26 protein-coding genes and 1 pseudogene are annotated in these 21,229 nt (G+C 67.9%); 11 read left to right on the top strand and 16 right to left on the bottom strand.

The window, feature by feature from the left end:
* Positions 1-56: 56 nt before the first annotated feature.
* Positions 57-647, top strand: coding sequence for a MarR family winged helix-turn-helix transcriptional regulator (locus tag ACFVT5_RS01970; RefSeq protein ID WP_389880374.1), 591 nt, complete (start codon positions 57-59; stop codon positions 645-647).
* Here ACFVT5_RS01970 and ACFVT5_RS01975 read toward each other — a convergent pair.
* From ACFVT5_RS01975 to ACFVT5_RS01995, 5 genes and pseudogenes are all read right to left on the bottom strand, one after another.
* Positions 604-1,413, bottom strand: a complete 810-nt coding sequence (locus ACFVT5_RS01975; protein WP_389880377.1) for a TetR family transcriptional regulator — start codon at positions 1,411-1,413, stop codon at positions 604-606. The two genes, ACFVT5_RS01970 and ACFVT5_RS01975, sit on opposite strands and share 44 nt — an antisense overlap.
* 11 nt (positions 1,414-1,424) lie before the next feature.
* Positions 1,425-1,967: a thiol-disulfide oxidoreductase DCC family protein gene (locus tag ACFVT5_RS01980; protein ID WP_389880379.1), complete on the bottom strand. Its 543-nt coding sequence runs from the start codon at positions 1,965-1,967 to the stop codon at positions 1,425-1,427.
* Between the two features lie 4 nt (positions 1,968-1,971).
* A complete protein-coding gene (locus tag ACFVT5_RS01985) occupies positions 1,972-2,412 on the bottom strand; it encodes a hypothetical protein (protein ID WP_389880380.1) in 441 nt (146 codons plus the stop codon).
* An 81-nt stretch (positions 2,413-2,493) separates the two neighbouring features.
* On the bottom strand, positions 2,494-2,937 hold the full coding sequence (locus ACFVT5_RS01990) for a VOC family protein (protein WP_389880382.1): 444 nt from the start codon (positions 2,935-2,937) through the stop codon (positions 2,494-2,496).
* A gap of 105 nt (positions 2,938-3,042) precedes the next feature.
* Positions 3,043-3,228 (bottom strand): annotated as a pseudogene (locus ACFVT5_RS01995) (hypothetical protein); the annotation flags it as partial.
* Between the two features lie 95 nt (positions 3,229-3,323).
* Between ACFVT5_RS01995 and ACFVT5_RS02000 the strand changes: the two are divergent.
* Positions 3,324-3,785, top strand: a complete 462-nt coding sequence (locus ACFVT5_RS02000) for a putative toxin (protein ID WP_389880979.1) — start codon at positions 3,324-3,326, stop codon at positions 3,783-3,785.
* A gap of 194 nt (positions 3,786-3,979) precedes the next feature.
* The gene (locus ACFVT5_RS02005; protein WP_389880384.1) at positions 3,980-4,528 is read left to right on the top strand and encodes a HEAT repeat domain-containing protein; all 549 of its coding nucleotides are present in this window, start codon (positions 3,980-3,982) and stop codon (positions 4,526-4,528) included.
* Positions 4,529-4,597: 69 nt separating this feature from the next.
* On the opposite strand, the gene ACFVT5_RS02010 is transcribed toward ACFVT5_RS02005, so the two are convergent.
* Positions 4,598-4,933: a hypothetical protein gene (locus ACFVT5_RS02010; protein WP_389880386.1), complete on the bottom strand. Its 336-nt coding sequence runs from the start codon at positions 4,931-4,933 to the stop codon at positions 4,598-4,600.
* Positions 4,934-5,180: 247 nt separating this feature from the next.
* Here ACFVT5_RS02010 and ACFVT5_RS02015 point away from each other — a divergent pair, with 247 nt between their 5' ends.
* A complete protein-coding gene (locus ACFVT5_RS02015; RefSeq protein ID WP_389880388.1) occupies positions 5,181-5,615 on the top strand; it encodes a hypothetical protein in 435 nt (144 codons plus the stop codon).
* A 25-nt stretch (positions 5,616-5,640) separates the two neighbouring features.
* On the opposite strand, the gene ACFVT5_RS02020 is transcribed toward ACFVT5_RS02015, so the two are convergent.
* The 3 genes from ACFVT5_RS02020 to ACFVT5_RS02030 form a co-directional block, all read right to left on the bottom strand.
* On the bottom strand, positions 5,641-5,976 hold the full coding sequence (locus ACFVT5_RS02020) for a hypothetical protein (RefSeq protein WP_389880390.1): 336 nt from the start codon (positions 5,974-5,976) through the stop codon (positions 5,641-5,643).
* Between the two features lie 291 nt (positions 5,977-6,267).
* Positions 6,268-6,672: an ATP-binding protein gene (locus ACFVT5_RS02025; protein WP_389880392.1), complete on the bottom strand. Its 405-nt coding sequence runs from the start codon at positions 6,670-6,672 to the stop codon at positions 6,268-6,270.
* A 649-nt stretch (positions 6,673-7,321) separates the two neighbouring features.
* Positions 7,322-8,545, bottom strand: a complete 1,224-nt coding sequence (locus tag ACFVT5_RS02030; RefSeq protein WP_389880394.1) for a helix-turn-helix domain-containing protein — start codon at positions 8,543-8,545, stop codon at positions 7,322-7,324.
* Positions 8,546-8,615: 70 nt separating this feature from the next.
* On the opposite strand from ACFVT5_RS02030, the gene ACFVT5_RS02035 reads away from it, so the two are divergent.
* Both ACFVT5_RS02035 and ACFVT5_RS02040 read left to right on the top strand, forming a co-directional pair.
* On the top strand, positions 8,616-9,089 hold the full coding sequence (locus ACFVT5_RS02035; protein WP_389880396.1) for a hypothetical protein: 474 nt from the start codon (positions 8,616-8,618) through the stop codon (positions 9,087-9,089).
* A gap of 68 nt (positions 9,090-9,157) precedes the next feature.
* Positions 9,158-9,712: a GNAT family N-acetyltransferase gene (locus ACFVT5_RS02040; protein ID WP_389880398.1), complete on the top strand. Its 555-nt coding sequence runs from the start codon at positions 9,158-9,160 to the stop codon at positions 9,710-9,712.
* 469 nt (positions 9,713-10,181) lie between these two features.
* Here the strand turns inward: ACFVT5_RS02040 and ACFVT5_RS02045 are convergent, their stop codons facing one another.
* A complete protein-coding gene (locus tag ACFVT5_RS02045) occupies positions 10,182-11,081 on the bottom strand; it encodes an SDR family NAD(P)-dependent oxidoreductase (protein WP_389880400.1) in 900 nt (299 codons plus the stop codon).
* A gap of 277 nt (positions 11,082-11,358) precedes the next feature.
* Here ACFVT5_RS02045 and ACFVT5_RS02050 point away from each other — a divergent pair, with 277 nt between their 5' ends.
* On the top strand, positions 11,359-12,132 hold the full coding sequence (locus ACFVT5_RS02050; RefSeq protein WP_389880402.1) for a DUF4253 domain-containing protein: 774 nt from the start codon (positions 11,359-11,361) through the stop codon (positions 12,130-12,132).
* A 153-nt stretch (positions 12,133-12,285) separates the two neighbouring features.
* The gene (locus ACFVT5_RS02055) at positions 12,286-12,900 is read left to right on the top strand and encodes a hypothetical protein (protein WP_389880404.1); all 615 of its coding nucleotides are present in this window, start codon (positions 12,286-12,288) and stop codon (positions 12,898-12,900) included.
* Positions 12,901-12,938: 38 nt separating this feature from the next.
* On the opposite strand, the gene ACFVT5_RS02060 is transcribed toward ACFVT5_RS02055, so the two are convergent.
* The 6 genes from ACFVT5_RS02060 to ACFVT5_RS02085 form a co-directional block, all read right to left on the bottom strand.
* Positions 12,939-13,490, bottom strand: a complete 552-nt coding sequence (locus tag ACFVT5_RS02060) for a hypothetical protein (RefSeq protein ID WP_389880406.1) — start codon at positions 13,488-13,490, stop codon at positions 12,939-12,941.
* 110 nt (positions 13,491-13,600) lie between these two features.
* The gene (locus ACFVT5_RS02065) at positions 13,601-14,359 is read right to left on the bottom strand and encodes a succinate dehydrogenase iron-sulfur subunit (RefSeq protein ID WP_389880408.1); all 759 of its coding nucleotides are present in this window, start codon (positions 14,357-14,359) and stop codon (positions 13,601-13,603) included.
* Positions 14,359-16,113: a succinate dehydrogenase flavoprotein subunit gene (gene sdhA, locus ACFVT5_RS02070; protein ID WP_389880411.1), complete on the bottom strand. Its 1,755-nt coding sequence runs from the start codon at positions 16,111-16,113 to the stop codon at positions 14,359-14,361. Before sdhA ends, ACFVT5_RS02065 begins: the two co-directional genes overlap by 1 nt.
* 23 nt (positions 16,114-16,136) lie before the next feature.
* Positions 16,137-16,625, bottom strand: a complete 489-nt coding sequence (locus ACFVT5_RS02075; protein WP_389880413.1) for a succinate dehydrogenase hydrophobic membrane anchor subunit — start codon at positions 16,623-16,625, stop codon at positions 16,137-16,139.
* Positions 16,626-16,630: 5 nt separating this feature from the next.
* Complete coding sequence (sdhC, locus tag ACFVT5_RS02080; protein WP_389880415.1) at positions 16,631-17,011, bottom strand: succinate dehydrogenase, cytochrome b556 subunit; 381 nt, start codon at positions 17,009-17,011, stop codon at positions 16,631-16,633.
* 169 nt (positions 17,012-17,180) lie between these two features.
* Entirely contained in the window at positions 17,181-17,852 is a 672-nt protein-coding gene (locus ACFVT5_RS02085) for a 2-oxo-4-hydroxy-4-carboxy-5-ureidoimidazoline decarboxylase (protein WP_389880417.1), read from the bottom strand.
* 338 nt (positions 17,853-18,190) lie between these two features.
* Between ACFVT5_RS02085 and ACFVT5_RS02090 the strand changes: the two genes are divergently transcribed.
* The 3 genes from ACFVT5_RS02090 (at position 18,191) to ACFVT5_RS02100 (ending at position 21,215) form a co-directional block, all read left to right on the top strand.
* Positions 18,191-19,759 (top strand): glycoside hydrolase family 20 protein, encoded by a 1,569-nt coding sequence (locus ACFVT5_RS02090; protein WP_389880419.1) that lies wholly within the window; start codon positions 18,191-18,193, stop codon positions 19,757-19,759.
* 87 nt (positions 19,760-19,846) lie between these two features.
* Positions 19,847-20,608 (top strand): DUF4328 domain-containing protein, encoded by a 762-nt coding sequence (locus ACFVT5_RS02095; RefSeq protein WP_389880422.1) that lies wholly within the window; start codon positions 19,847-19,849, stop codon positions 20,606-20,608.
* A 97-nt stretch (positions 20,609-20,705) separates the two neighbouring features.
* Positions 20,706-21,215, top strand: coding sequence for a hypothetical protein (locus ACFVT5_RS02100; protein ID WP_389880424.1), 510 nt, complete (start codon positions 20,706-20,708; stop codon positions 21,213-21,215).
* Positions 21,216-21,229 lie beyond the last annotated feature (14 nt).

Below are 21,229 nucleotides of genomic sequence, written 5' to 3' on the forward strand. Positions count from 1 at the left end.
TCAACGAAATATCTGGACCCGAAGGGATCCGTGGGAGGCGGGTAGGGTGCGGCGGTATGGAGGCCGAAGAGAGGGCGAGCGTGTCGCCGACGGAGGACTGTGACTCGGCGGGGGAGTCCGTGCGGGACTCGGCGCCGGAGTCCGGGCGGGACTCGGTCGACGACCATGTGGCGCGGTGGCTGCCGGTCCTGCCGGGGCTCGATCCGGACATCGAGGGCGCCGTGACCCGGATGCAGAAGATCACCGTACGGCTGCGCCGGTTCCGTGAGCGGTCGTTGGCGGACTTCGACCTCGAACGCCATGAGTTCGACACGCTGCACAAGCTGATGGCCCGGGGCGGCAAGGCGGCGCCGTCCGACCTCGCCGCCGACCTGGACCTCGCCCCGGCCTCGGTGACCGGCCGCCTGGACGCGCTCGAACGCCGGGGCTTCGTACGCCGCGCCCCCTCCACGACGGACCGCCGCCGGGTGGACGTAGAGGTCACGGAGGAGGGCCGGACGACCTGGCTCGGCGCGATGGATGTCGTGGGGCACGAGGAGGAGCGACTCCTCGGCACCCTCTCACCCGAAGAGCGCGGTCAACTCTCCGACCTGCTGCGGCGGATCATGCGGGCGGCGGAACATCCTCCGGAGGCGAAGCCGCGGTAGTCCCTTCGGGACCCTTCCGGGTACCCCTCTCGGGACTGTTTTGGGTACGCCTCTCGGGACTGCTCTGGGGGCGCGGCCGGGTCATCCCCGGCAGGAAGTCCGTGAACAACTCGTGCACTTCGCGTACGAGCGGACGCAGCACCCGGAACCGGGAGAGCGAGACGCCCCGCGTGGTCAGCCGCGCCCCGCGCTCGGCGAGCCGCCTGCTCCGCGCCCGCCCCTCGGACCGGTCGAACACCCAGAACAGCACAAGGCCCATCTGGGACAGCCACATCAACTCCGGGAGTACGTCGGCCAGTTCCGCCGGGACCTTCGCCTTCGACCCGGCGAGTACCTCGCGGTGGACCGCGATGGCGGACTCGCGCGCGTGCTCCGACTCCGGTGAGAAGGGGCTGAGCGGGCTCTCCGGATCGGCGGCGTTCTTGAAGAACTGCGCGGCGAACTCGTGGTACGGCGCCGCGACATCGACCCAGGTGGTGAGCACCCCGGCGAGCCGGACCTCCAGATCGGTCTCCCGGTCGAGCAGCGGCCGGACCGCCGCCCGGTGTTCGGCGGCGATCCGGTCGTAGAACCCCTGGATGAGGTGTTCCTTGCCCCCGAAGTAGTAGTACGCGTTGCCTACGGAGACACCCGCCTCCTGCGCGATGGCCCGCATGGTCGTCTTGTCGTAGCCACGCTCCTGGAAGAGCCGCAGGGCGGTCTCCAGGATGAGCGTGCGGGTCTGCTCGCTCTTGGCGGGTTTGTCGTCGTTCTTCGGTGCCGGCACGGTGTCAGAGCCTAGCCAGTGGCGCAGCCGTCGGCCGCGCAGGTGCCTGGTCCGGTACGGGTTCCTGTCGGGGTTCCGGTGCCGGTTCCGTGATACGACCAGCCGGTGCCGCTGTCGTACCGCCAGCCGTCGTCGCGCCGGTAGGTCCCGCCGCCCCAGCCGCGCCCACTTGCCTCCCGCCACTTGGCGGACTCCCGCCACTTGGAGGCGGTGGCAACGGCGCCCCTGGCGAGCCGGACGCCGGCCGGGGTGCTGAGCCGGTGGGCGAGGGGCCGGTACGAGGCGAGCGCCCACAGACAGACGACCCAGGCGGCGGGACCCCGGTAGACCTGCCCCCCGTCGCCGACGACGGTGACATCGGCGAGGGTCGACGCGGGGTCGAGCCCAGGAAACCGTTGCCGTGCGGCGTCCGACCCGGCCGGGACGAAGTCGAGCGGCACCAATTGGCGTTGCCCGGCGAGCCACTTGCGTACATGGGCGCAGAGGGGGCAGTCGGCGTCGTAGAGGACGGTGAGCCGGTGGACGGCGAGGGGGTCGGTGACCGCGTCGGCCATGGGGTCACGCTCCGGCGGCCGGGGCGGCCCAGGAGTCCCGGCCTTGGTCCTGGCCGCCGAGGAAGCCCTGCGGCGGCACCGGTGGCCGCTGCTCGCGCTCCATGATGCCCCGGCGCCGCATCTTGCTGAGCACCCACACATTGCCGAGGTGCAGGACACCGAGCACGAGCAGCACGACACCGAGCTTGGTGGACAGGGCCTCGAAGACGCCCCGGGTGTCGGTGATGTTGTCGTCGCCGCTGAGATAGAGGGCGACGAAGCCGAGGTTGACCAGATAGAAGCCGACCACCAGGAGGTGGTTCACGGCGTCGGCCAGCTTCTCGTTCCCGTGCAGGACGTCACCGAGGAAGATCCGTCCGTTACGGCTGAGGGTACGTGCCACCCAGATGGTCAGCCCGATGCTGACCACCAGGTAGACGACGTATGCGACGACTGTCAGATCCATGGTCCCCACCCTTGTGGTTGAACGTGTTCAAAAACGCTACCGAGGAGAAGGTAGCGCGTTTTTTGAACACGTTCAACAGGTTCAGAGTGAGGTGGTGGTCCGGGCCAGCTCGGGCCGCTTGCTGTAGTCGGTAAACCCGACGACGTTCCCCCAGGGGTCGGCGACCTCGACGACCCAGCCGGTGGAGACGGAGAACGGGGGGTCGACCGGGGGCACCCCGGCGGCGGCGAGCGAGCGGGCCTTGGCGCGGGCGTCGCGCACCTCCAGCCAGACGCGGGCGGCGGGCTCGGGGGGTGGCCGGTGCGTCACCCCCTCCTCGACCCGCAGCAGCACACCGGGGGTCTCATCCCCCACCTTCACCAACGCGATCCCGACCTCATCGATCCGAAACGCCAACGGAAATCCGGCCCGCTCATAGAAAGCGACGGCTTCGCCGAGATCTCCGACGGGGAAGAGAACGTTGTCGAACCCGAGCAACTCATCGGGGTCCTGGCCGTGAGGGGATGAATCCGAAGAATCTGACATTCCGTCAGACTAGCCCCGCCCGACCCCGTGGAACCGGGACCGGGCGGGGTGTCGGTGGGGCGTATGAGGCGGGCACGGCGCCCCTCGTCCTCTTATCGGACCGCGCTATCCGATCGCGATACGGGTCTTCCAGTAGCTGCGGGCCCCGACGACCTCGACACCGGAACCCGGCAGCACGGTCCTGCCGCCGGCGTAGAACCGTACGGAGCCGTCGGCCCGTACCGTCCAGACGTCCGGTACGGAGTCCCCGTTGACGTCCGGGGTGCCGATCAGCAGGGGGAGGAACGCCGAGAGTGTGACGGTCACCGCGACGGACGGCCACCCGTTTCTGGGTCCCGGAACTCAGGAAGTGGATCAACGCCACGGACCTGCGGCCGGGCCAGTGGCTGGAGACGGGCTCAGGAACCCGGGTCCAGGTAGCAGCTCTGACCCGCTGGACCCAACAGGCAACGGTGTACAACCTGACGGTTGCGGAACTGCATACGTATTATGTGCTGGCCGGGCTCACTCCAGTTCTTGTCCACAATGCCGGTGGGGGCGGGAGGAATTCGTGTGTTGTCGGGCAACAGGGAGAAGCGGCTTCGGGAATAGTCAAGAACACTCAGAGAATAACGATCAACGGTCGTGGACGTACCCCCGATGAGCTTGATCATATGCGGGGTGTGATTGGAGAAGTTAAGAATGTCAAGTACCAGTATCTCTCCACTCAGATCAAGGACTACCTCGATTATGCTCAGGCTAATGGATATGGCATGAATCTGTACGTGCGTGGAAATACGCGGCTCTCTGGGCCTCTCCAGGCCCGGGTGGATTCGGGTGATATCAATCTAATCAGGAACCTGCCATGAGGGACCGTAACGAGCCACCGTCGACGGCTGGTCGGCGCCTAACTCGCCAGGAGAAGGACACGGCCGTCAATGGTCCGGCTGCGCTGGAATCGAAGGATCGGAGCCCGCGCGGCGCCGAACGGCAGCGACTGTACGCGGAGAGTGCCGTCGGGGTCTTGGCGGACCTGGCCGGATGCGGATTTTCAGTTGCGAGTGTGGGTGAGTTGCGTCAGCAGAAGATTAAGTATCAGGCTGCGGTGCCCGTGCTCATGCGCTGGCTCCCGCGAGTCTCGTATCTTCCGCTGTTCGAGGATATCGTTAGGACGCTCTCAGTTCCTTTTGCCAGGAAAGAAGCGCAGCCACTCTTTTTGGACCTATTTCAGGTACCGCCATCGGTCGAGGATCCGATGCGCCCGGCCACTTCTGGGCCTGGGGAGGAGCATATTCGGTGGGTCATTGGAAATGGACTAGGCGTCTTCAGTGGCCCTGAAATCGCTGATGAACTGGTGGAGCTTTCGCTTTCCCGCCAGTACGGTCATGCTCGCAGTCAGATTGTCCTTAGTCTACCCAAGGTGAAGGACAGTCGAGTCCCCGATGTGCTGTTGAGTCTGCTTGATGATCAAACTGTTGCCCCTTCGGCAATTGAAGCGCTCGGGAAGATGAAGTTTGCGGGTGCACGTGACCGAATTGAAGGCTTGCTTGATGATCCGAGTGAGAACGTTCGGAACCAGGCTAAGAAGGCATTGAAGCGTATGGGAAATTGACTCACTTCACTGTTGAGGAGCCGACGCGATAGATGAGCACGCCGAGGTGCTGGCCGACGACGGTGCGGGTCAGTAGTTCCGGGTCGATCGCCAGGCGTGGCCGTGTGGGTGGTCGACGTAGAGGGTGCAGATCTCCTCGGCGTCGCCCTGGTCGCATTCCAGGCGGGGGCCTTTGAGTTGGGTGAGGGCGCGCTTTCCGTTCCAGAGGAGCCATACCGCTTTGCCTTCGGTGTCGTCGGGGAGGAAGACGAGGTGGGCGGCGTGGTTCTGGGCGGTGTCGTGGGGGTCGAGTTCGCAGGTGACGTACGTGGGGAGTTCGTCGCTGTCGGCTTCTGGGCCGGCGAGGGTCAGGGTGTGGGCGATGGCCGTGGGGGAGAGTCGGGTAGGGGTTGCGCAGGCGGACACCGAGGTTTCCTTCTTGTGTCGGGTTCTCAGGTGGCGAGGGCTTGCCGACGGTATCTCCGAGATATTACGTCGAAACGGATATTCTGCCGACCGCGCCGGGCTCCACGAGGCCGGCTAACGGGCGGTTGATATTTGGCGCCAAGGGTGAAGTCTGGTATAGCGGGCATTATAAGGATGGATTTCGTGCAACTTCGAGGGCCGAACTGTGGATGCTGAATCACCGAGGCCCCCGAGGCTGTGGGTCGACATGGTGGCTGAGCTGCCGCAACTGAAATCAAGGCCGTTTCTCGTCGAGGATCCTGAATTGATCGCGCGATTGGTTGAAGGGCTTGGTTTTCGCGTGATTCGGGTTCGTCTTCCGTTGGAAGTGGAGAATCCGGAAGAGGCGGTGCTGGTGCAATTGACGGCGCAGCTCGGATTTTCGGACCTAGGGGCTGGCAGCTGGGCGGCCTTTGGCGATCGCCTATGGGATCTCCTTACGGCGGAAGACGAGTCGCCGGTCGCCATCTTCTTGGAAGGGCTTGATCGACTGATTCCCTCTGACCTCCATGGCTTCGTGAGGATCGTGCACAAGCTCCTGTCCATGACGGAGGGAGTCGGGCTGGCCGATTCATTGGCGGATTTGCAGGTCGAGTACTTCTTTGTTGGCACTTGGAGTTCTCTTTCTGGACCTGTTCCTTGATCGCGACGGGAGCTGGAGTTCTGGCTCAGTAGCCGCGAGTTGAGCGCCAGGCGTGGCCGTGTGGGTGGTTGGCGTACAGGGTGCAGATTTCGTCCTCCTCGCCCTGGTCGCATTCCAGGCAGGCGTCCTTGATTTCGGTGAGGGTGTGTTCTCTGTTCCAGAGGAGCCATACCGCCTTTCCTTCCGTGTCGCCGGGGAGGAAGAGGAGGTGGGCGGCGTGGTTCTGGGCGGTGTCATGGGGGTCCAGTTCGCAGGTGACGTACGTGGGGAGTTCGTCGCTGTCGGCTTCCGGGCCGGCGAGGGTCAGGGTGTGGGCGATGGTTGTGGGGGAGAGGGGGGTGGGGGCTGCGCAGGCGGGCACCGGGGTTTCCTCCTTGTGTCGGGTACTCAGGTGGCGGGGGCGTTGTCTTCTTGGGCGTGGTGTTCGCGTACGTGTTCTTCGAGGCGGGTGAGGCATGGTGCGCAGGCGGTGAAGGGGGCGGTGCCGTGGTGAGTTTGTACGGGGCCTAGCCACAGCACGGGTACGCCATCGCGGTCGCAGCGCCAGCATTTGCCCTCGGCCCAGGGGTTGATCAACGGCCGATGCCGAGCGCGATCGCGGTCAACAGGGCGGCGACGGTGACCGCCTGGAGGACCTGCCGGGTTCGCTCGCTCACGGCTGCGGCTCCAGTTCCGCCCATACGCGTTTGCCCCACGGGAGGGTGTCGGTGCCCCATGTGTCCGAGGTGGCCGCGACGAGGGTGAGGCCACGGCCCTCGACGTCTTCGGGGTCGGCGTTCCGGAGTGCGGGCGGGGTACGGGACTTGTCGGCGACCCCGACCCGTACGCGCCGTTCGGTGAGCCGGGTCAGCGTCACGCGGATCGTGGGTCCCCGGGAGTGCTCGGCGGCGTTGGCGACGAGTTCGGTGACGACGAGTACGGCGGTGTCGGTGAGGGTCGCCAGTTCCCACGCGGCGAGGGTGCGCTCGACCAAGCGCCGGGCGTGGCCCGCGGATTCGGCCCGCCGGGGCAACGTCACGGAGACGCAGGGAGGCGAGAAAGACTCGACCACGCTCACGCGCTCACCCCGTCTGGACGATCCCGCCCCATACCGATGAGCACGCGCACCGACGCCGGCGCACACAAGTCCCCGTCGTACGCGGGAGGTAAGACCCAGTACGGACCAGGCGGCCTGGCGCGATCCGGTCGCGGCACACCCAGATACGTACCGACCTCGACGCACGAAGTGCCGTGCCGTTCCACCCAGATGAGGCCGGCGTGCCAGGGGATGAGGGCGAAATACGTGACCGCGACCGCGTTCCCGTCATGAATGACGGGACCCCCGACCACGGCACCGAACACCGCCCGTACGGCAGGAATCCGATCCGCGCCGGCAGCGGCGTGCACCAGATCCCCGGGTAAACGAACCGCTGCGAAGCATCGCCCGACGGGAAGCAACGCGACACCGCTCCGCTGCCATTCCGCGTACGCGGTCACCGGCAACGGATGTGCCCCGGCAAGCCATTCAGAGATCCGGGCCCGCCACGTACTGTCGCTCACGTCGACTCCCTGAAGTCGGCCACGCCCCCGGGGCCGGTCGCACGGTCGCCGGGGTGCCTTGAGCCGTCGACGTTAGGAGCGGCGCAACATCACGAGAGGTACAGTCACTCCCCGTATGTGGAGGGGTACAGGTTGTACCCGCTGGTTAGTACCCCGGGTTGTACCTGTCAGGCCGGAACGCCCATGCGCTGCGCCAGAGTTCGGGCGTCGTCACGGATCATCGCGTTGGGGCCGGTCGCCAGTTCGGCCACCGCCGGGCGGGCGAAGGTGTTGAAGCGGACCGTCTCCGGGGACGCCTCGTGGGCCTTCCTCAGCAGGTGCACCACCGCCACGTCCTCGCCCTGGAGCCGGTAGGCCCGCGCCGACTCCACCAGGTGGAAGCTGCGGCGGGTCGCCGAGGGCATGGGGGCGAGGTCCATGTGGGTGGCAGCGTCGACCGCTTGACCGGGGCTGACGAGGTCGGCGTTCAGGGTGATGGCGTAGGCGTCGACCATGCCGCGCCCGAAGATCAGCCAGGGGTGGATGTAGTCGCCCAGGCGCCGTGCGGCGTCGTCCGCGCGGTCCCAGAAGCGTTCGGCGTCGCCGCGCCGGCCGACCTTGGCGAAGGACAGGGCGGCGGCCAGGTGCAGCAGACCCCACCGGGCGAGATCCTCCGGTCCCCGGTCGGGGTCGAGGAGTTCGGCCGCCTGCATGGCCAGGTCGACGCGGGCCTCGTGGCGTTCTCCCGCGTCCCGGAGAACGTGGTTCATGTACCAGGCGGCCACGGCGATCGAACGGGGGCTGTCCGCGTCCTGGGCGGCTGCCATCGAACGGTCGCCGGTGAGCATCACCAACTCGGGGGCGGGCTGGAAGGAGAGGAAGAGCTGCGCGAGGTGGTAGGTCTCGGCGAGTGCGGAAAGGGCCCGGCGCCGGTCGGTACCTTCCAGACCCCGCACTGAGCGCTGGCAGTCGGCGATGAGGTCCGGCAGTACGAGTGCGATGTTGGCCCGGTGGTCTCCGATACCGTGCCAGAGCTGCCACGCTTGCCGTACGCGCGCCGCCAACGCGTCCGCGCTCTCCGGCTCGTCATCGCTGTCGAAGTGGTAACTGGTCAGCGCGGCCCTGACCGAAGGGAGCCCCGGGTGAACGGCCTTGGTGTACGTGGCCGCCGACAACCTCTCGTCACCCGTGAGTTCGGCCAAGTCCTCGACACCGAGCACATCGGCGAGGCGCAACAGCAGCGGCAGCCGTGGCACATGCAGCCGCCCGCCTTCCAGAGCCTTGACCCACTCCGCGGACCGCCCAACCAGACCGCCGAGCACGGGCCTGGACATCCCGACCCGTTCGCGCACGGCCCGCACTCGCTGACCGAACGTCTGGGAAGGGGGGTTGGTGTCAGGGGTCGCGGGCATGATGGGCTCCGTTCTGACTCGACACCAGAACGGTACCCCCGACACTCCAGGACGAACGGGGAGGTAGTCGATGCGCGTCGGTATCACCGGGCACCGAGGGTTGCCCGAGACCGTCGAAGTTCAGGTACGGGCGCTTCTCGCCCGGCAGTTGGCCGCGTACGACCCCCGTGATCTGGTCGGCGTGAGTTGCATCGCCGACGGCCCCGACTCCTGGTGGGCCCACGCCGTCCTCGACGCGGGCGGACGGCTGGAAGTCGTCGTACCGGCGGTCGAGTACCGCTCGGGTCTCCCCGACTGGCACCACCCCGACTACGACGACCTCCTCGCCCGGTCCTCCGAAGTGCACGAGACCGGGCTGACGGAATCCACCTCCGAGGCGCACCAGGCAGGCAGTGAAATCCTCGTCGGCCGAGTGGACGAACTGGTGGCCGCCTGGGACGGACTCCCCGCGCGCGGATACGGTGGCACGGCCGACGTCGTCTCCTACGCGCGCCGCACGGGCGTACCCGTAACGATCCTGTGGCCCGACGGAGCCACCAGATAGTCGGCGCCCGAAAGTACCGCCTGACGTGAAGGGACACCCCTCAGGGTGAACCCCAAGGGGGGCACCACATGAGGCAGAAGGGAACCATCTTGATCGAGGGCCTGGACGGGCCGGCCGCCGAGCAGGCCGCGGATGCCATACGGCTGGTCTACGCCGAGGTGTTCGCCGAGCCGCCGTACAACGAGAGCGAGCGGGGCGTCGCGGCCACCTTCCGGCACTTCGGTTCGCAGACCCGCAAAGCCGCCTTCCGGGGCGCCTTGGCCCGAGGTGAGGGCGGCGAGCCGATCGGCATCTCCTACGGCCACCCGCTCAGCGCGAACACGGAATGGTGGGATCAGCTCACCGAGCCGGTGCCGGACGACCTGCGCCGCGAGGACGGACGCCGCACGTTCGGGCTCATGGAACTTGCGGTGCGCGCACGATGGCGGGGACAGGGCGTCGCAAGTCGACTGCACGAGACGCTGCTCGACGGGGTCGAAGCCGAACGGGTGCTGCTCAACGTCCACCCCGAGAGCAAGGCGGCGTCGGCCGCGTACCGCACGTGGGGGTATCGCAAGGTGGGCGAGACACGCATGGGTGAGAGCGCTGTCCTGTACGACGTGATGCTGCTCGCCTTGCGCTGACGCGCTGTTCCCACTTTCGTGCCGTTGAGGTATCCCGCTTACCGGGGCTCAGGGGAACCTCAAATAATTGAAGATCCATTGACGGGGTGTGGATGCCTGATGCATGGTCTGTGCAGCGCGGCCCGCGAGGATAAGAAAGCGGACGCATCCCGCCAAGGAGGCGCTGTGTTCGGGCAAATGGGTGTCGGGTCGATCATCCCTGTCGTGCTTTTGCTCCTCGTCGCGTGTGGGATCGGAGGCGTGATCTGGTGGAAGAGTCACGCCCGCTCGGCGAGCGATGACTGACGGCATCCGAGTCGAAATCGAAGCAGCTACGGAGCAATGAGTAGCTTGCTTTTCGACTGCGTGGGGCTGCCGGGGCCGTATCACTGAGGCTTTTCTTATCCTGTGCTACAGGAGTTGAAGCCGTCGCCGCCCCTATTTCCGCTGCCGTCGCCCGTCACGAGCGCCACCTTGGCCATGAGCTGTATCAATTCCGTGCCCCCGCCCCCCGTACGGGGTCCACGAGGTCGACCGGATAGTCCTCACCGAAGTCGGCCGATCGGCTCACCCGCTCCCAGGCGCCCGCCTCCTCCAACTGGCCCCGCGAGTAGTCCTGCGCCATCTGGACGGCGCCGGCGCCGAGGATCAGGTGCGATGGCGGGTTCGGGTGCTTGACGACCCGGACCAGGATCTCGCCGGCGCGCTTCGGGTCGCCCGCCGCGGACACGGGCCCGCTGAGCGTGCGTACCATCTCGCCGACCGACGGCTCGTACTCGGGCGCGACCTCCGGGATCCGCATCGAGGCGCCCGCCCAGTCCGTGGCGAACCCGCCCGGCTCCACGACCAGGTACCGGATGCCGAACGGCGCGGTCTCGGCCGCCAGCGCCCGGGTGAAGCCGTCGACCGCGAACTTGGCGGCCTGATAGGAGCCGAGGCCGGGATTGCCGCCGACGCGACCGCCGATGGAGGAGAACTGCACGATCATGCCGCCCCTCTGCTCCCTGAGGACCGGGACGGCCGCCGTCGAGACGTTGTAGACGCCCCAGAAGTTGGTGTCGAACTGTCGGCGGAAGTCGTCTTCGGGCGTGCTCTCGACCGCTGTGAGGTTGGCGTATCCGGCGTTGTTGACCACGACGTCGACCCTGCCGAACCGTTCGGCCGCCGTCGCCAGCCCGGCCACGGCGGCCGACCGGTCGGTGACGTCCAGTGCCACGGGGAGGACGCGGTCTTCCCCGTACCGCTTAACGAGATCGGCCAGCTGCTCCGGCCTGCGTGCCGTGGCGACGACGTTGTCGCCGGCCTCCAGGGCCGCGATGGCGAGGTTGCGACCGAAGCCGCGGGACGAACCAGTGATGAACCAGGTCTGTGTACTGAGCTGTGTGGTCATACTGGTAGCGAAACACGGTTTCACGGACATCGCCGCAGGCCGAACCCCGACGGACGCGTAACCTGACCGCGCTTCCGAAGGGAATCCTGCGAGTGGGAATCCTCTGACCGGAATTCTCACATCCCGCTCAGCGACCTCGCATAATTCAACTGCCCCATAACCTGCGGAAACGCCCCCGGCCCATGCGCCGGAATCATCGTCGAACGCACAGACCGGGCTCCTGCGGAACCTGAGGCCGGGACCAGCGCGGGTGTCGACGGGGGATAGGTTCGACCCCGTGTCCGTGTCCGTATCCGTTCGTGAGCTGATCCGACGAGTGGCCCTTGAGTACGGGGTGGTGAACTCGTGGGTCGAGACGCGGGTCTCCCCGTCGGGGGCGGCGCTGTGGGGCGTGATGTGCCCGGAGCCGTCACAGCAGCGCGCCCTCTGGACCGCCTTTCGCGCCCTGCACGGGGAGAGCGGCCTGTTCCCTTTCGTGAGCCATGAGGGCCCGGCGGCATGGGAATGGGAGGAGTTGGGGGAGACGGAGAGAGCGGCGCGTACGAGGGGAGCCGGTGTCGGCCGCGGTATCGCCGATTTGGTGAACTCCCAGGGCTCCGCGCTCACGTTCTCGCAGGAAGCCGAGGATTCGTTGAAGGGGGAGAACCCTCCCCACCCTCCCCCACCGTCATGGCGGAGCAACTTCTCCTCTCAGCCGGAATGGGTCTGTCTGGCCGAGGCGGAAGACCAGTTCCAGCTCCCTCTCCTGCTGGACAGCCCCTTCACCCCGAACTGGATCGACGACGCCGGAGGAAGCCTGACGTACGAGGACCACGCCACCGTCCTCCGCGAATGGAACGACCGCCACGGCGTGGACATCTACTACCTGGGAAGCAATGCCCTACGCCTCCGCGTCTCGAACCCACCACACACGCCCGAGGCTCGTATGAGAACGGCGAGGGAGCAGTACGCCTACTGCTACGACTTGGAGCAGGTGACGGGTATGGGTACCGTCGCCGGTGTCGCCCGCGCTCAGGCGGGCGCCGAATTCTGGTACTTCTGGTGGGACTGAGGACAGGGCGGCCAGTGATGCTTGGCGACAGTCGACCTGAGGCCGGGGAGCAGTGTGTGAACTTGAAGTTCACGGCGGCCCGAGGGACGAGCTGGCCGATGCTCTCGTTGAATGGTTCGATGCCGTGATGGCGACCTTCCGCTGGAGGCGTGGATGAGTGCCTTCTTCGCTGTGATCGACATCGAGTACGTCGATCCCTATCCCTGGGCTGTGATTCCCCCTCGCTCCAGTGACCTCGGCCAGTTCGAAGAATGGGACGACATCGGGGCCTGGTGCCGCGGAGAAGCCGAAGACCTGTGGGCCGACCGCGAACTGGACCCGGGCCTGAACGGCGTCGACTTCGTCGCCGGTACCCTCCAGCGCTGCGCCGAGGCATTCTGCCCGCCCGGTACGGACCACTGGCTCTTCCTCCACCAGGACCACCCCACCGACCTGCCCCTCCCCGTGTGCGCGGCCATCGGCCCGTCATCCGGTCCGCGCGAGGAGACCCTGCGCACCCTGACCCTCGCGGACGACCCGTCCTCGGTCGAACCTCCGGTCGTCAAGCGGTTCAAGTCCGAGCACCTCGGCGAGGGCCTGACTGTCTTCCGCTACATCCCCCAAGAAGACTCCCCCCACCTCCTTGCCTGCGTCCGCTACGCCTGGCAGGTCGAGGAGTGCGGCGCCGACGTCGTGATCTGGACAGCCACCGAGGACGTCGCCCGGATCATGCACGCGGCCGAAGACCTGGAAAACCTGGCACGGTCCTTGGCCGTCTACGACCCCTGACCCGCCGCACAGCGTCGCACACCGCCGCCCACCGGCTACTACATCCCGCTCAACGACCTCGCATAATTCAACTGCCCCATAACCTGCGGAAACGCCCCCGGCCCATGCGCCGGAATCATCGTCGAATGGTGGCGGCCTCCGCTCGTCACCGTGACCTGGATATAGCCCGTCGTCTTCTTTTCCTTCATCAGGAGGAACAGCAGGCCCAGTAGGCAGAAGATGAAGAAGATGATGGCCAGGACGATCGCGTGTGGTGGGATGCGTTCCTCGGTGTGGGACATGTCCGTCGCGTTCCAGACCGCGCCCCGCAGGGGGAGTGAGCCCGCGGGGGTCATGATCTGGTCGCCCACCACCGTGATGTCGCCGAGGGAGAGCAGCGGGGCCCCGCCGCCCCCGCCCGCCGGGACCAAGGGTGCGCCCACGGGGGGCGGGAAGCCGTAGCCCGGCGCGGCGTTGGGGTAGCCGTAGCCCGGCGGTGGTGTCTGGTTCGGGTAGCCGTAGCCCGGCGTTCCCCCCGGACCCCACTGGTAGGCGCCGCCGCCCTCGGCGCCACCCGCCCCCGTGTTCCCGTACGGATTCGGCTCCGTCATCCCGTCCCCCGTTTTTCGTGTCCAGTCGGTCTGGTCAGCACCATGAAACCCTACGACCGAGGGCCGCTCCAACCCCGTACGGGAGGAACGGCCCTCGAAACAGGCAGGGTTCAGAAGCGGCGCGTGATCAGTGCTCGCTTCACTTCCTGGATCGCCTTCGTGACCTCGATACCCCGCGGACACGCGTCCGTGCAGTTGAACGTCGTGCGGCAACGCCACACACCGTCCTTGTCGTTGAGGATTTCCAGGCGCTGTTCGCCGGCCTCGTCACGTGAGTCGAAGATGAAGCGGTGCGCGTTGACGATCGCCGCCGGACCGAAGTACTGGCCGTCGTTCCAGAACACCGGGCAGGACGAGGTGCAGGCCGCGCAGAGGATGCACTTCGTGGTGTCGTCGAAGCGTTCGCGTTCGGCCGAGGTCTGGTGGCGTTCGCGCGTCGGCTCGTTGCCCGTCGTGACCAGGAACGGCATGACATCCCGGTACGCCTGGAAGAACGGGTCCATGTCCACGATCAGGTCCTTCAGGACCGTCAGGCCCTTGATGGGCTCGACCGTGATCGGCTTCTCCGGGTTGATGTCCTTGATCAGCGTCTTGCACGCCAGCCGGTTACGGCCGTTGATGCGCATCGCGTCCGAACCGCAGATGCCGTGCGCGCACGAGCGGCGGAACGTCAGCGTCCCGTCCAGCTCCCACTTGATCTTGTGGAGACCGTCGAGGACCCGCTCCTTGGGGTCGATCTCCAGCTGGAAGTCTTCCCACGTCGACTCCGCCGAGACCTCCGGGTTGAACCGCCGGACGCGGAACGTGACCGTGATGTAGGGAGAGGCCGCGGCCTCCGCCTCGACCTTGTCCAGTACGGGAGTTGCCATCAGTACTTACGCTCCATCGGCTGGTAGCGGGTCTGGACGACCGGCTTGTAGTCGAGACGGATGGACTCGGTGCCGTCGTCGCCGACCTCGCGGTACGCCATGGTGTGGCGCATGAAGTTGACGTCGTCGCGGTTCGGGTAGTCCTCGCGGTAGTGACCGCCGCGCGACTCCTTGCGGGCCAGCGCCGAGACCGCCATGACCTCGGCCAGGTCGAGCAGGTTGCCCAGCTCGACGGCCTCCAGGAGGTCCGTGTTGAACCGCCTGCCCTTGTCCTGCACGGACACGTTCTTGTAGCGGGCGCGCAGTTCGGCGATCTTGTCGACGGCCGTCTTGATGGTCTGCTCCGTACGGAACACCATCACGTTCGCGTCCATCGTCTCCTGGAGTTCGCCTCGCAGCACCGCCACGCGCTCCGTACCCGTCGAGGACCGCAGGTGCTCCACCTGGTCGATGACGAGGCGCGCCGGGTCCTCCGGCAGCTCGACCCAGTCGGCCTTCTCGGAGTACTCGGCCGCCGCGATGCCCGCACGCCGCCCGAACACATTGATGTCCAGGAGGGAGTTGGTGCCGAGGCGGTTGGCGCCGTGCACCGAGACGCAGGCGACCTCACCGGCCGCGTACAGGCCCGGCACGACCGTCGCGTTGTCGGCGAGCACCTCGCCCTGGACGTTGGTCGGGATGCCGCCCATGGCGTAGTGCGCGGTCGGCTGGATCGGGATCGGGTCCGTGTACGGCTCGATGCCCAGGTACGTACGCGCGAACTCGGTGATGTCGGGCAGCTTGGCGTCGAGCTGCTCCGGCGGGAGGTGCGTCAGGTCCAGGTAGACGTGGTCGCCCTCGGGTCCGCAGCCGCGGCCTTCGCGGATCTCCGTGTAGATGGAGCGCGACACGACGTCGCGGGACGCCAGGTCCTTCATGACCGGCGCGTACTTCTCCATGAAGCGCTCGCCGTCCTTGTTGCGGAGGATGCCGCCCTCACCGCGGGCGCCCTCCGTCAGCAGGATGCCCATGCGCCAGATGCCGGTCGGGTGGAACTGGAAGAACTCCATGTCCTCCAGCGGCAGTCCGCGCCGGTACACGGCCGCCTGGCCGTCGCCGGTGAGCGTGTGCGCGTTCGACGTCACCTTGAAGAACTTGCCGGTGCCGCCGGACGCGTAGATCACGGACTTCGCCTGGAAGATGTGGATCTCACCGGTCGCCAGCTCGTACGCGACCACGCCCGCCGACTTCTTGACGCCGTCGACCTCGGTGATCAGCTGGTCCAGGACGTAGAACTCGTTGAAGAACTCCACGCCTTCCTTGACGCAGTTCTGGTACAGCGTCTGGAGGATCATGTGGCCGGTGCGGTCGGCCGCGTAGCAGGAGCGGCGGACCGGGGCCTCGCCGTGGTTGCGCGAGTGGCCGCCGAAGCGGCGCTGGTCGATGGTGCCGTCCGGGGTGCGGTTGAACGGCAGGCCCATCTTCTCCAGGTCGAGGACGGAGTCGATGGCCTCCTTCGCGAGGATCTCGGCGGCGTCCTGGTCGACCAGGTAGTCACCGCCCTTGATCGTGTCGAAGGTGTGCCACTCCCAGTTGTCCTCCTCCACGTTGGCGAGCGCGGCGGCCATGCCGCCCTGCGCGGCGCCCGTGTGGGAGCGGGTGGGGTAGAGCTTGGTCAGCACGGCGGTGCGGCTGCGCTTCGTCGACTCGATGGCGGCGCGCATACCGGCGCCGCCCGCGCCGACGATGACGGTGTCGTACTTGTGGATCTTCATGAGTGGTTGCCTCAGCCCCGTGCCTAGCGGATGTTCGGGTCGAAGGTGAAGATCACCAGCGTGCCCAGCAGGATGGTGAACACCGTGGCGGTGTACAGCAGGCCCTTCAGCCACAGGCGTGTGTTCGGGCGCTCCGCGTAGTCGTTGATGACCGTGCGCAGGCCGTTGGCGCCGTGCAGCATGGCGAGCCACAGCATCGCGAGGTCCCAGACCTGCCACCACGGCGAGGCCCAGCGGCCCGCCACGAAGGCGAAGCCGATCTTGGAGACACCGCCGTCCAGGACGAGTTGGATCAGCAGATGGCCGAGGACCAGCACGACGAGGACGATGCCGGACAGGCGCATGAACAGCCAGCCGTACATCTCGAAGTTGCCGCGGGTCGACTTGGGGGTCCTGGTGGTGCGCTGACGCGGGGCCTCGATGAGGGGGGCCGGGTGGTCGACGTCGTACACCGGGGCGCTCTCGACGGGGCCGACGCCCGGGGTACTCGGCTTCGAAAAGTCAGTGGACATCCGCGTCAGCTCCCGAACAGTTCACGAGCGGCGTGGCCGAGTACGGGGTACAGCGCACCGGCCATCAGCACGACCCACACACCGAGGACGGTCCAGAGCATCTGCTTCTGGTAGCGGGCGCCCTTCGACCAGAAGTCGACGGCGATGACCCGCAGGCCGTTGAGCGCGTGGAACAGCACGGCGGCGACGAGGCCGTACTCAAGCAGTGCGACGAGTGGCGTCTTGTAGACGGCTACGACGTTGTCGTAGTCCTCGGGGGAGACGCGGACGAGTGCGGTGTCCAGCACATGGACGAACAGGAAGAAGAAGATGAGGACACCGGTGACTCGATGAGCCACCCAGGACCACATTCCTTCCCGGCCGCGGTACAGCGTTCCAGCCGGCACGGAAGAACCCTCCGGGAGCGGGGATTGGGGCCATGCCGGCTCGGGAAGGTCGGTCTGGCCCGGCCGGGTACGGTCCACCGGCCGCGGCCATCGTAGCGACGTGATGTCGGAACGTTCACGCCGGGCCGGGCGGTGTGATCAAACAGGCAATCAATCAGGCACGTACGGGCTATCGGAGCGACCGGAATCCGCTGATTGAGGGGTATTCAGCAGGGTTACGGGGGTCACCGGGAGTGTCGGAGGTGCCTATGGCGCCGGGCGCGTCGGCGAGGACGAGCCGGGTGAGCCGGCCCCGGGCGAGCCGCCGCAGTTCGTCGGCGGTGATGACGCGCTCCTCCTCGGGGTCGTTGCCCAGCCGTGACCGGATTCCGGTGAGGACCTGGTCCAGGGCCTCACCGGGTGCGAACGCGTCGAGACAGAGCACGAACGCGTGCCCGAACCGGCTCTCGTACGCGGCGTATGCGGCGCTCAGCGCGGTGTGCGCCGCCGAGTAGGCGAGGTCCTGCGGGAGGACGCGGGACTCCTGGGACAGGGCCTCGGTCAGATCGGCGGGCGCGAGGTCGTACATGGCCTCGTCGGCGGCGGCCAGCAGGGCGTCCAGGTCCGGATAGGGCCGGTGGGCGGCGAGGCGGAGGGCCCAGCGGCGGCTGGCGCAGCAGGCGAGGAGTGCGGTGTTCGCGTTCTCGGGCGAGGTGGCGTTGAGCCGCGCGAGTCCCGGGTGGCGCGCGGGGGTCCGGCTCTGGGACGGCAGGGGGACACGGCCGGGAAGTCGAGGGGACCGGTGCGAAGGCAGCGTGTGCTCCTCGGCGGGTGACGTGGGGTGAAGGTGCTGTGAGATCAAGGTGTTGTGCGGTGAGGGTTCGAGGTGTTTGTGCGGTGAGAGTGACGTGTGACGGGCGGGCGGCGCTGGGCTGAATGGGTCCGGATGTGCGGGGGACGCGCAGCGCGCTCGCTCACGCTAGCGATGTCCGGTAGGGACTGTCCGACGGATGCGCGAATTTCACCCGAACGGGAGAGTTTCATCACCTCTGGTGGACGGTGTCCCGGAGTGCGGGCCCGCAGGTTCGATCATAGGTTCGCGAGACAGGAGGTGGTGACGTGATACCCAGGTTCGCCCGCAGGCGGGGCAGGGGCCACGGTCCGGAGCAGGGGGAGGCTCGGGGCCGGACGGTGCTCGTCATGGTAAGTGCGCTGTTGGCCGCTGCGGTGGCCGGGATCGCGTTCGCGCTGTGGCCGGACGGCTCCGACGGCGCGTCGCACGAGCAGCCGTCGGCGACAGGGCCGAGGGCGCCCACACAGTCCTCGCCGTCACCCTCCGGCTCGTACGCCCTGTCGCAGGCGCCCCGTACGATCCCCGCCGTCCGCGACTTCACGGCCGCGCGCGGGCCAGGCTGGAAGCCCGGAGCCGGGGGCCGGGTCGTCGTCGGGGACGCGGCGCTCGCCGACGAGGGGAAACTGATCGCCGGGGAGCTGAAACTGGCGTACGCGGGGGAGACCGCGGCGCGTGCCGGGGACGTCGAACTCGCGCTCACCTCCGGCGCCGGCGACGGGCCTGAGTCGTACACGATGACCGTCAAGGACGGCCGGGTGCGGATCGCGGGGCCCACCGACAAGGGCGTCTTCTACGGGACGCGGACCCTGAAGCAGGCGGTGCGCGAGGCGGGGCAGGCGCCCGAGGGCGAGGTGAAGGACCGGCCCGCGAAGCCGCAGCGCGGGTTCATGCTCGACATCGCCCGCAAGCCGTATACGGCCGGCTGGATCGAGGACCGGGTCCGGGAGCTGGGGGACCTGAAGATGAACCAGCTCGGGCTGCACTTCTCCGACGACCAGGGCTTCCGTATCGAGTCGTCCTCGCACCCCGAGGTCGTCTCCAAGGACCATCTGACGAAGGACCAGGTACGGAGCATCCTCGCCGTCGCCGCGAGCCGGCACATCGACGTCGTCCCCGAGATCGATTCCCCGGGACACCTCGGCGCGGTGCTCGCCCCGCACCCGGATCTGCAACTGCGCAACACGAGCGGGGCGGTGGCGAAGGGCGCGATCGACATATCCAAGCCCGCCTCCGCGACCCTCATCGACGAACTCCTCAACGAGTACGCGGACCTGTTCCCCGGCCCGTACTGGAACCTCGGCGGCGACGAGTACCAGGCGCTGTTGGCCAAGGACCCGGCCGCCGCGTATCCCCAACTGGCCACCGCCGCCCGGCAGAAGTACGGCGCGAACGCGAGTGTCGCCGACCTCACCACCGGGTGGCTGAACGACCGGGCGGACACCGTGCGCGCCCATCAGCGGGAGATGCGGGCCTGGAACGACGGCCTCTTCCGGGGCGGCACCGTGCAGGCCGCCGCCGATCTGGACGTCGCGTACTGGACGGGCAAGGAGATCGGCGCCCGGCCGCCCACCGAGTATCTGAGCGCGGGCCGCAAGCTGATCAACTACAACGACGAGTACCTCTACTACGTACTCGGCCAGCCCAACGCCTTCGTCTATCCGACCGGACAGCGCATATACGAGCAGTGGAACCCGCTCGTGCTGCGCGGTACCCAGCCCGTGCCCGCGCGGTACGACGGGCAGATACTCGGCGGCGTCTTCGCGGTCTGGGGCGACTTCCCGAACGCGCAGACGCAGGACCAGGTGGCGGCCGGTGTCCGGATGCCGCTGCGGGCCACGGCCCAGAAGCTCTGGGACCCCGCCCGACCGGCTCTCGCCTGGGGTGACTTCGTCAAGCTGGCGGACCGGCTGGGCTAGACCGTAGGGTTCGGCGGCGCCCGTCACTTGACGGGCGCCCGTCATTTGGGCCGCCCGAGGGCGGCGATCCTGGGGGGATCACCGAACATGCTGTGCACCCATTGCCGTAGACGCGACGCGGTGGACGGGACCGGGCTCTGCCCGGAGTGCGCCCACGCCGCCACGCCTGCCGCCGCACCCGGGCCTCCCGCGCCGGCCTTTCCCGACGCGTACCTCACCCGCCCTGTGAGCGTGGACGGGCTGACGTCCGCCGTCGTCGTGCTGCTCGCCGCGTGTATCGCGGCGGACCTGTTCTCGCTCGTCGCCGGCGGGCTGATGTACGCGGCGGCCGACGCGGAGGCGGCCCGGCGCGGTACGAATCTCTCGGCGACGGCGGCCGGTCTCCAGGCGCTCGGACTGATCCTGTGCGGCATCCTGTTCATCATCTGGATGCGCCGGGTCCGGTTCAACGCCGAGATCTACTCGCCCGACGGGCAGCGGCTGTCCGGTGGCTGGGTGTTCTGGGGCTGGGTGGTGCCGGTCGTGAACTTCTGGTACCCGCGCCGGATCATCGCCGACATCTGGCGGTCGAGCGTCCCGTGGACGACCGGCGAGGGGGTGCCCCGCCTGGCGGCGGGACCGGTCAACCTCTGGTGGGCCTGCTGGCTGACCGGGACCGTGGCGCAGTTCGCGGTCACCGAGCCCGATCCCGACGGCTCCGTCGAAGCGATCCGGGACGCCGCCGTGGGATGGGCCCTGCTCGACGTCCTCAACATCGCGACCGCCGCCCTCGCCATCGTCGTGGTGCTGACGATCGCCCGGATGCAGCGCGCGAAGAATGCCCTGGGCGCCCCCTACCTGCTTGTTTAGGGTTGGTGCGGATTCGTCTTTCGGGTGGCGGACTCCCGTACCGCTGTGGTGTATTCGGCTCCGCCAAGAGCCGTCGAGCGCACCGGGGGATACGGGCATGGGCTACTGGGGTTACTACGTCGTGGGCAGAGGCGAGCGGTCGCTCGGCGAGCGGGACGCGCTGGCGGCCGTACGCGACGAGCTGACCCTGCTTGAACGGCGGGCGGACGGCTGGCAGGTGTGGGAGTGCACCGGCGGCGACGACGGCGCCCGCGACATCGGCGGCATGATGACGCTGGCCCTGGAGACCGGGGCGCCCGCGCTGTTCGGGTATGTGATGGACAGCGACTGTGTGGTCGTGGAGGGCGCCGCGCCGGAGAGCGGGGCGTGGACCACATGCCTGGCGCGGCCCGCGATGGCCGTCCACCTCGGGCGGGACGAACGCGCCCTGGAGGACTACTTCCTGGACCCGGTGGACGCCGCCGAGCGGGCCGTCGCCTGGGCGGCCGAGGCGGGCGGCACCGTGACGGCCGGACCGCTGGTCGACGTGCTGACCGCCCCGGCCGAACCCTCCGCCGAGCACCTGTTCTTCCGCTTCCTGGACCGGCTCGGCGTCGTCAAGCTCTGACGGCTGTGACGCCG

The organism is Streptomyces sp. NPDC058001 (assembly GCF_042886315.1).
In the GTDB taxonomy this organism is placed as follows: domain Bacteria; phylum Actinomycetota; class Actinomycetes; order Streptomycetales; family Streptomycetaceae; genus Streptomyces.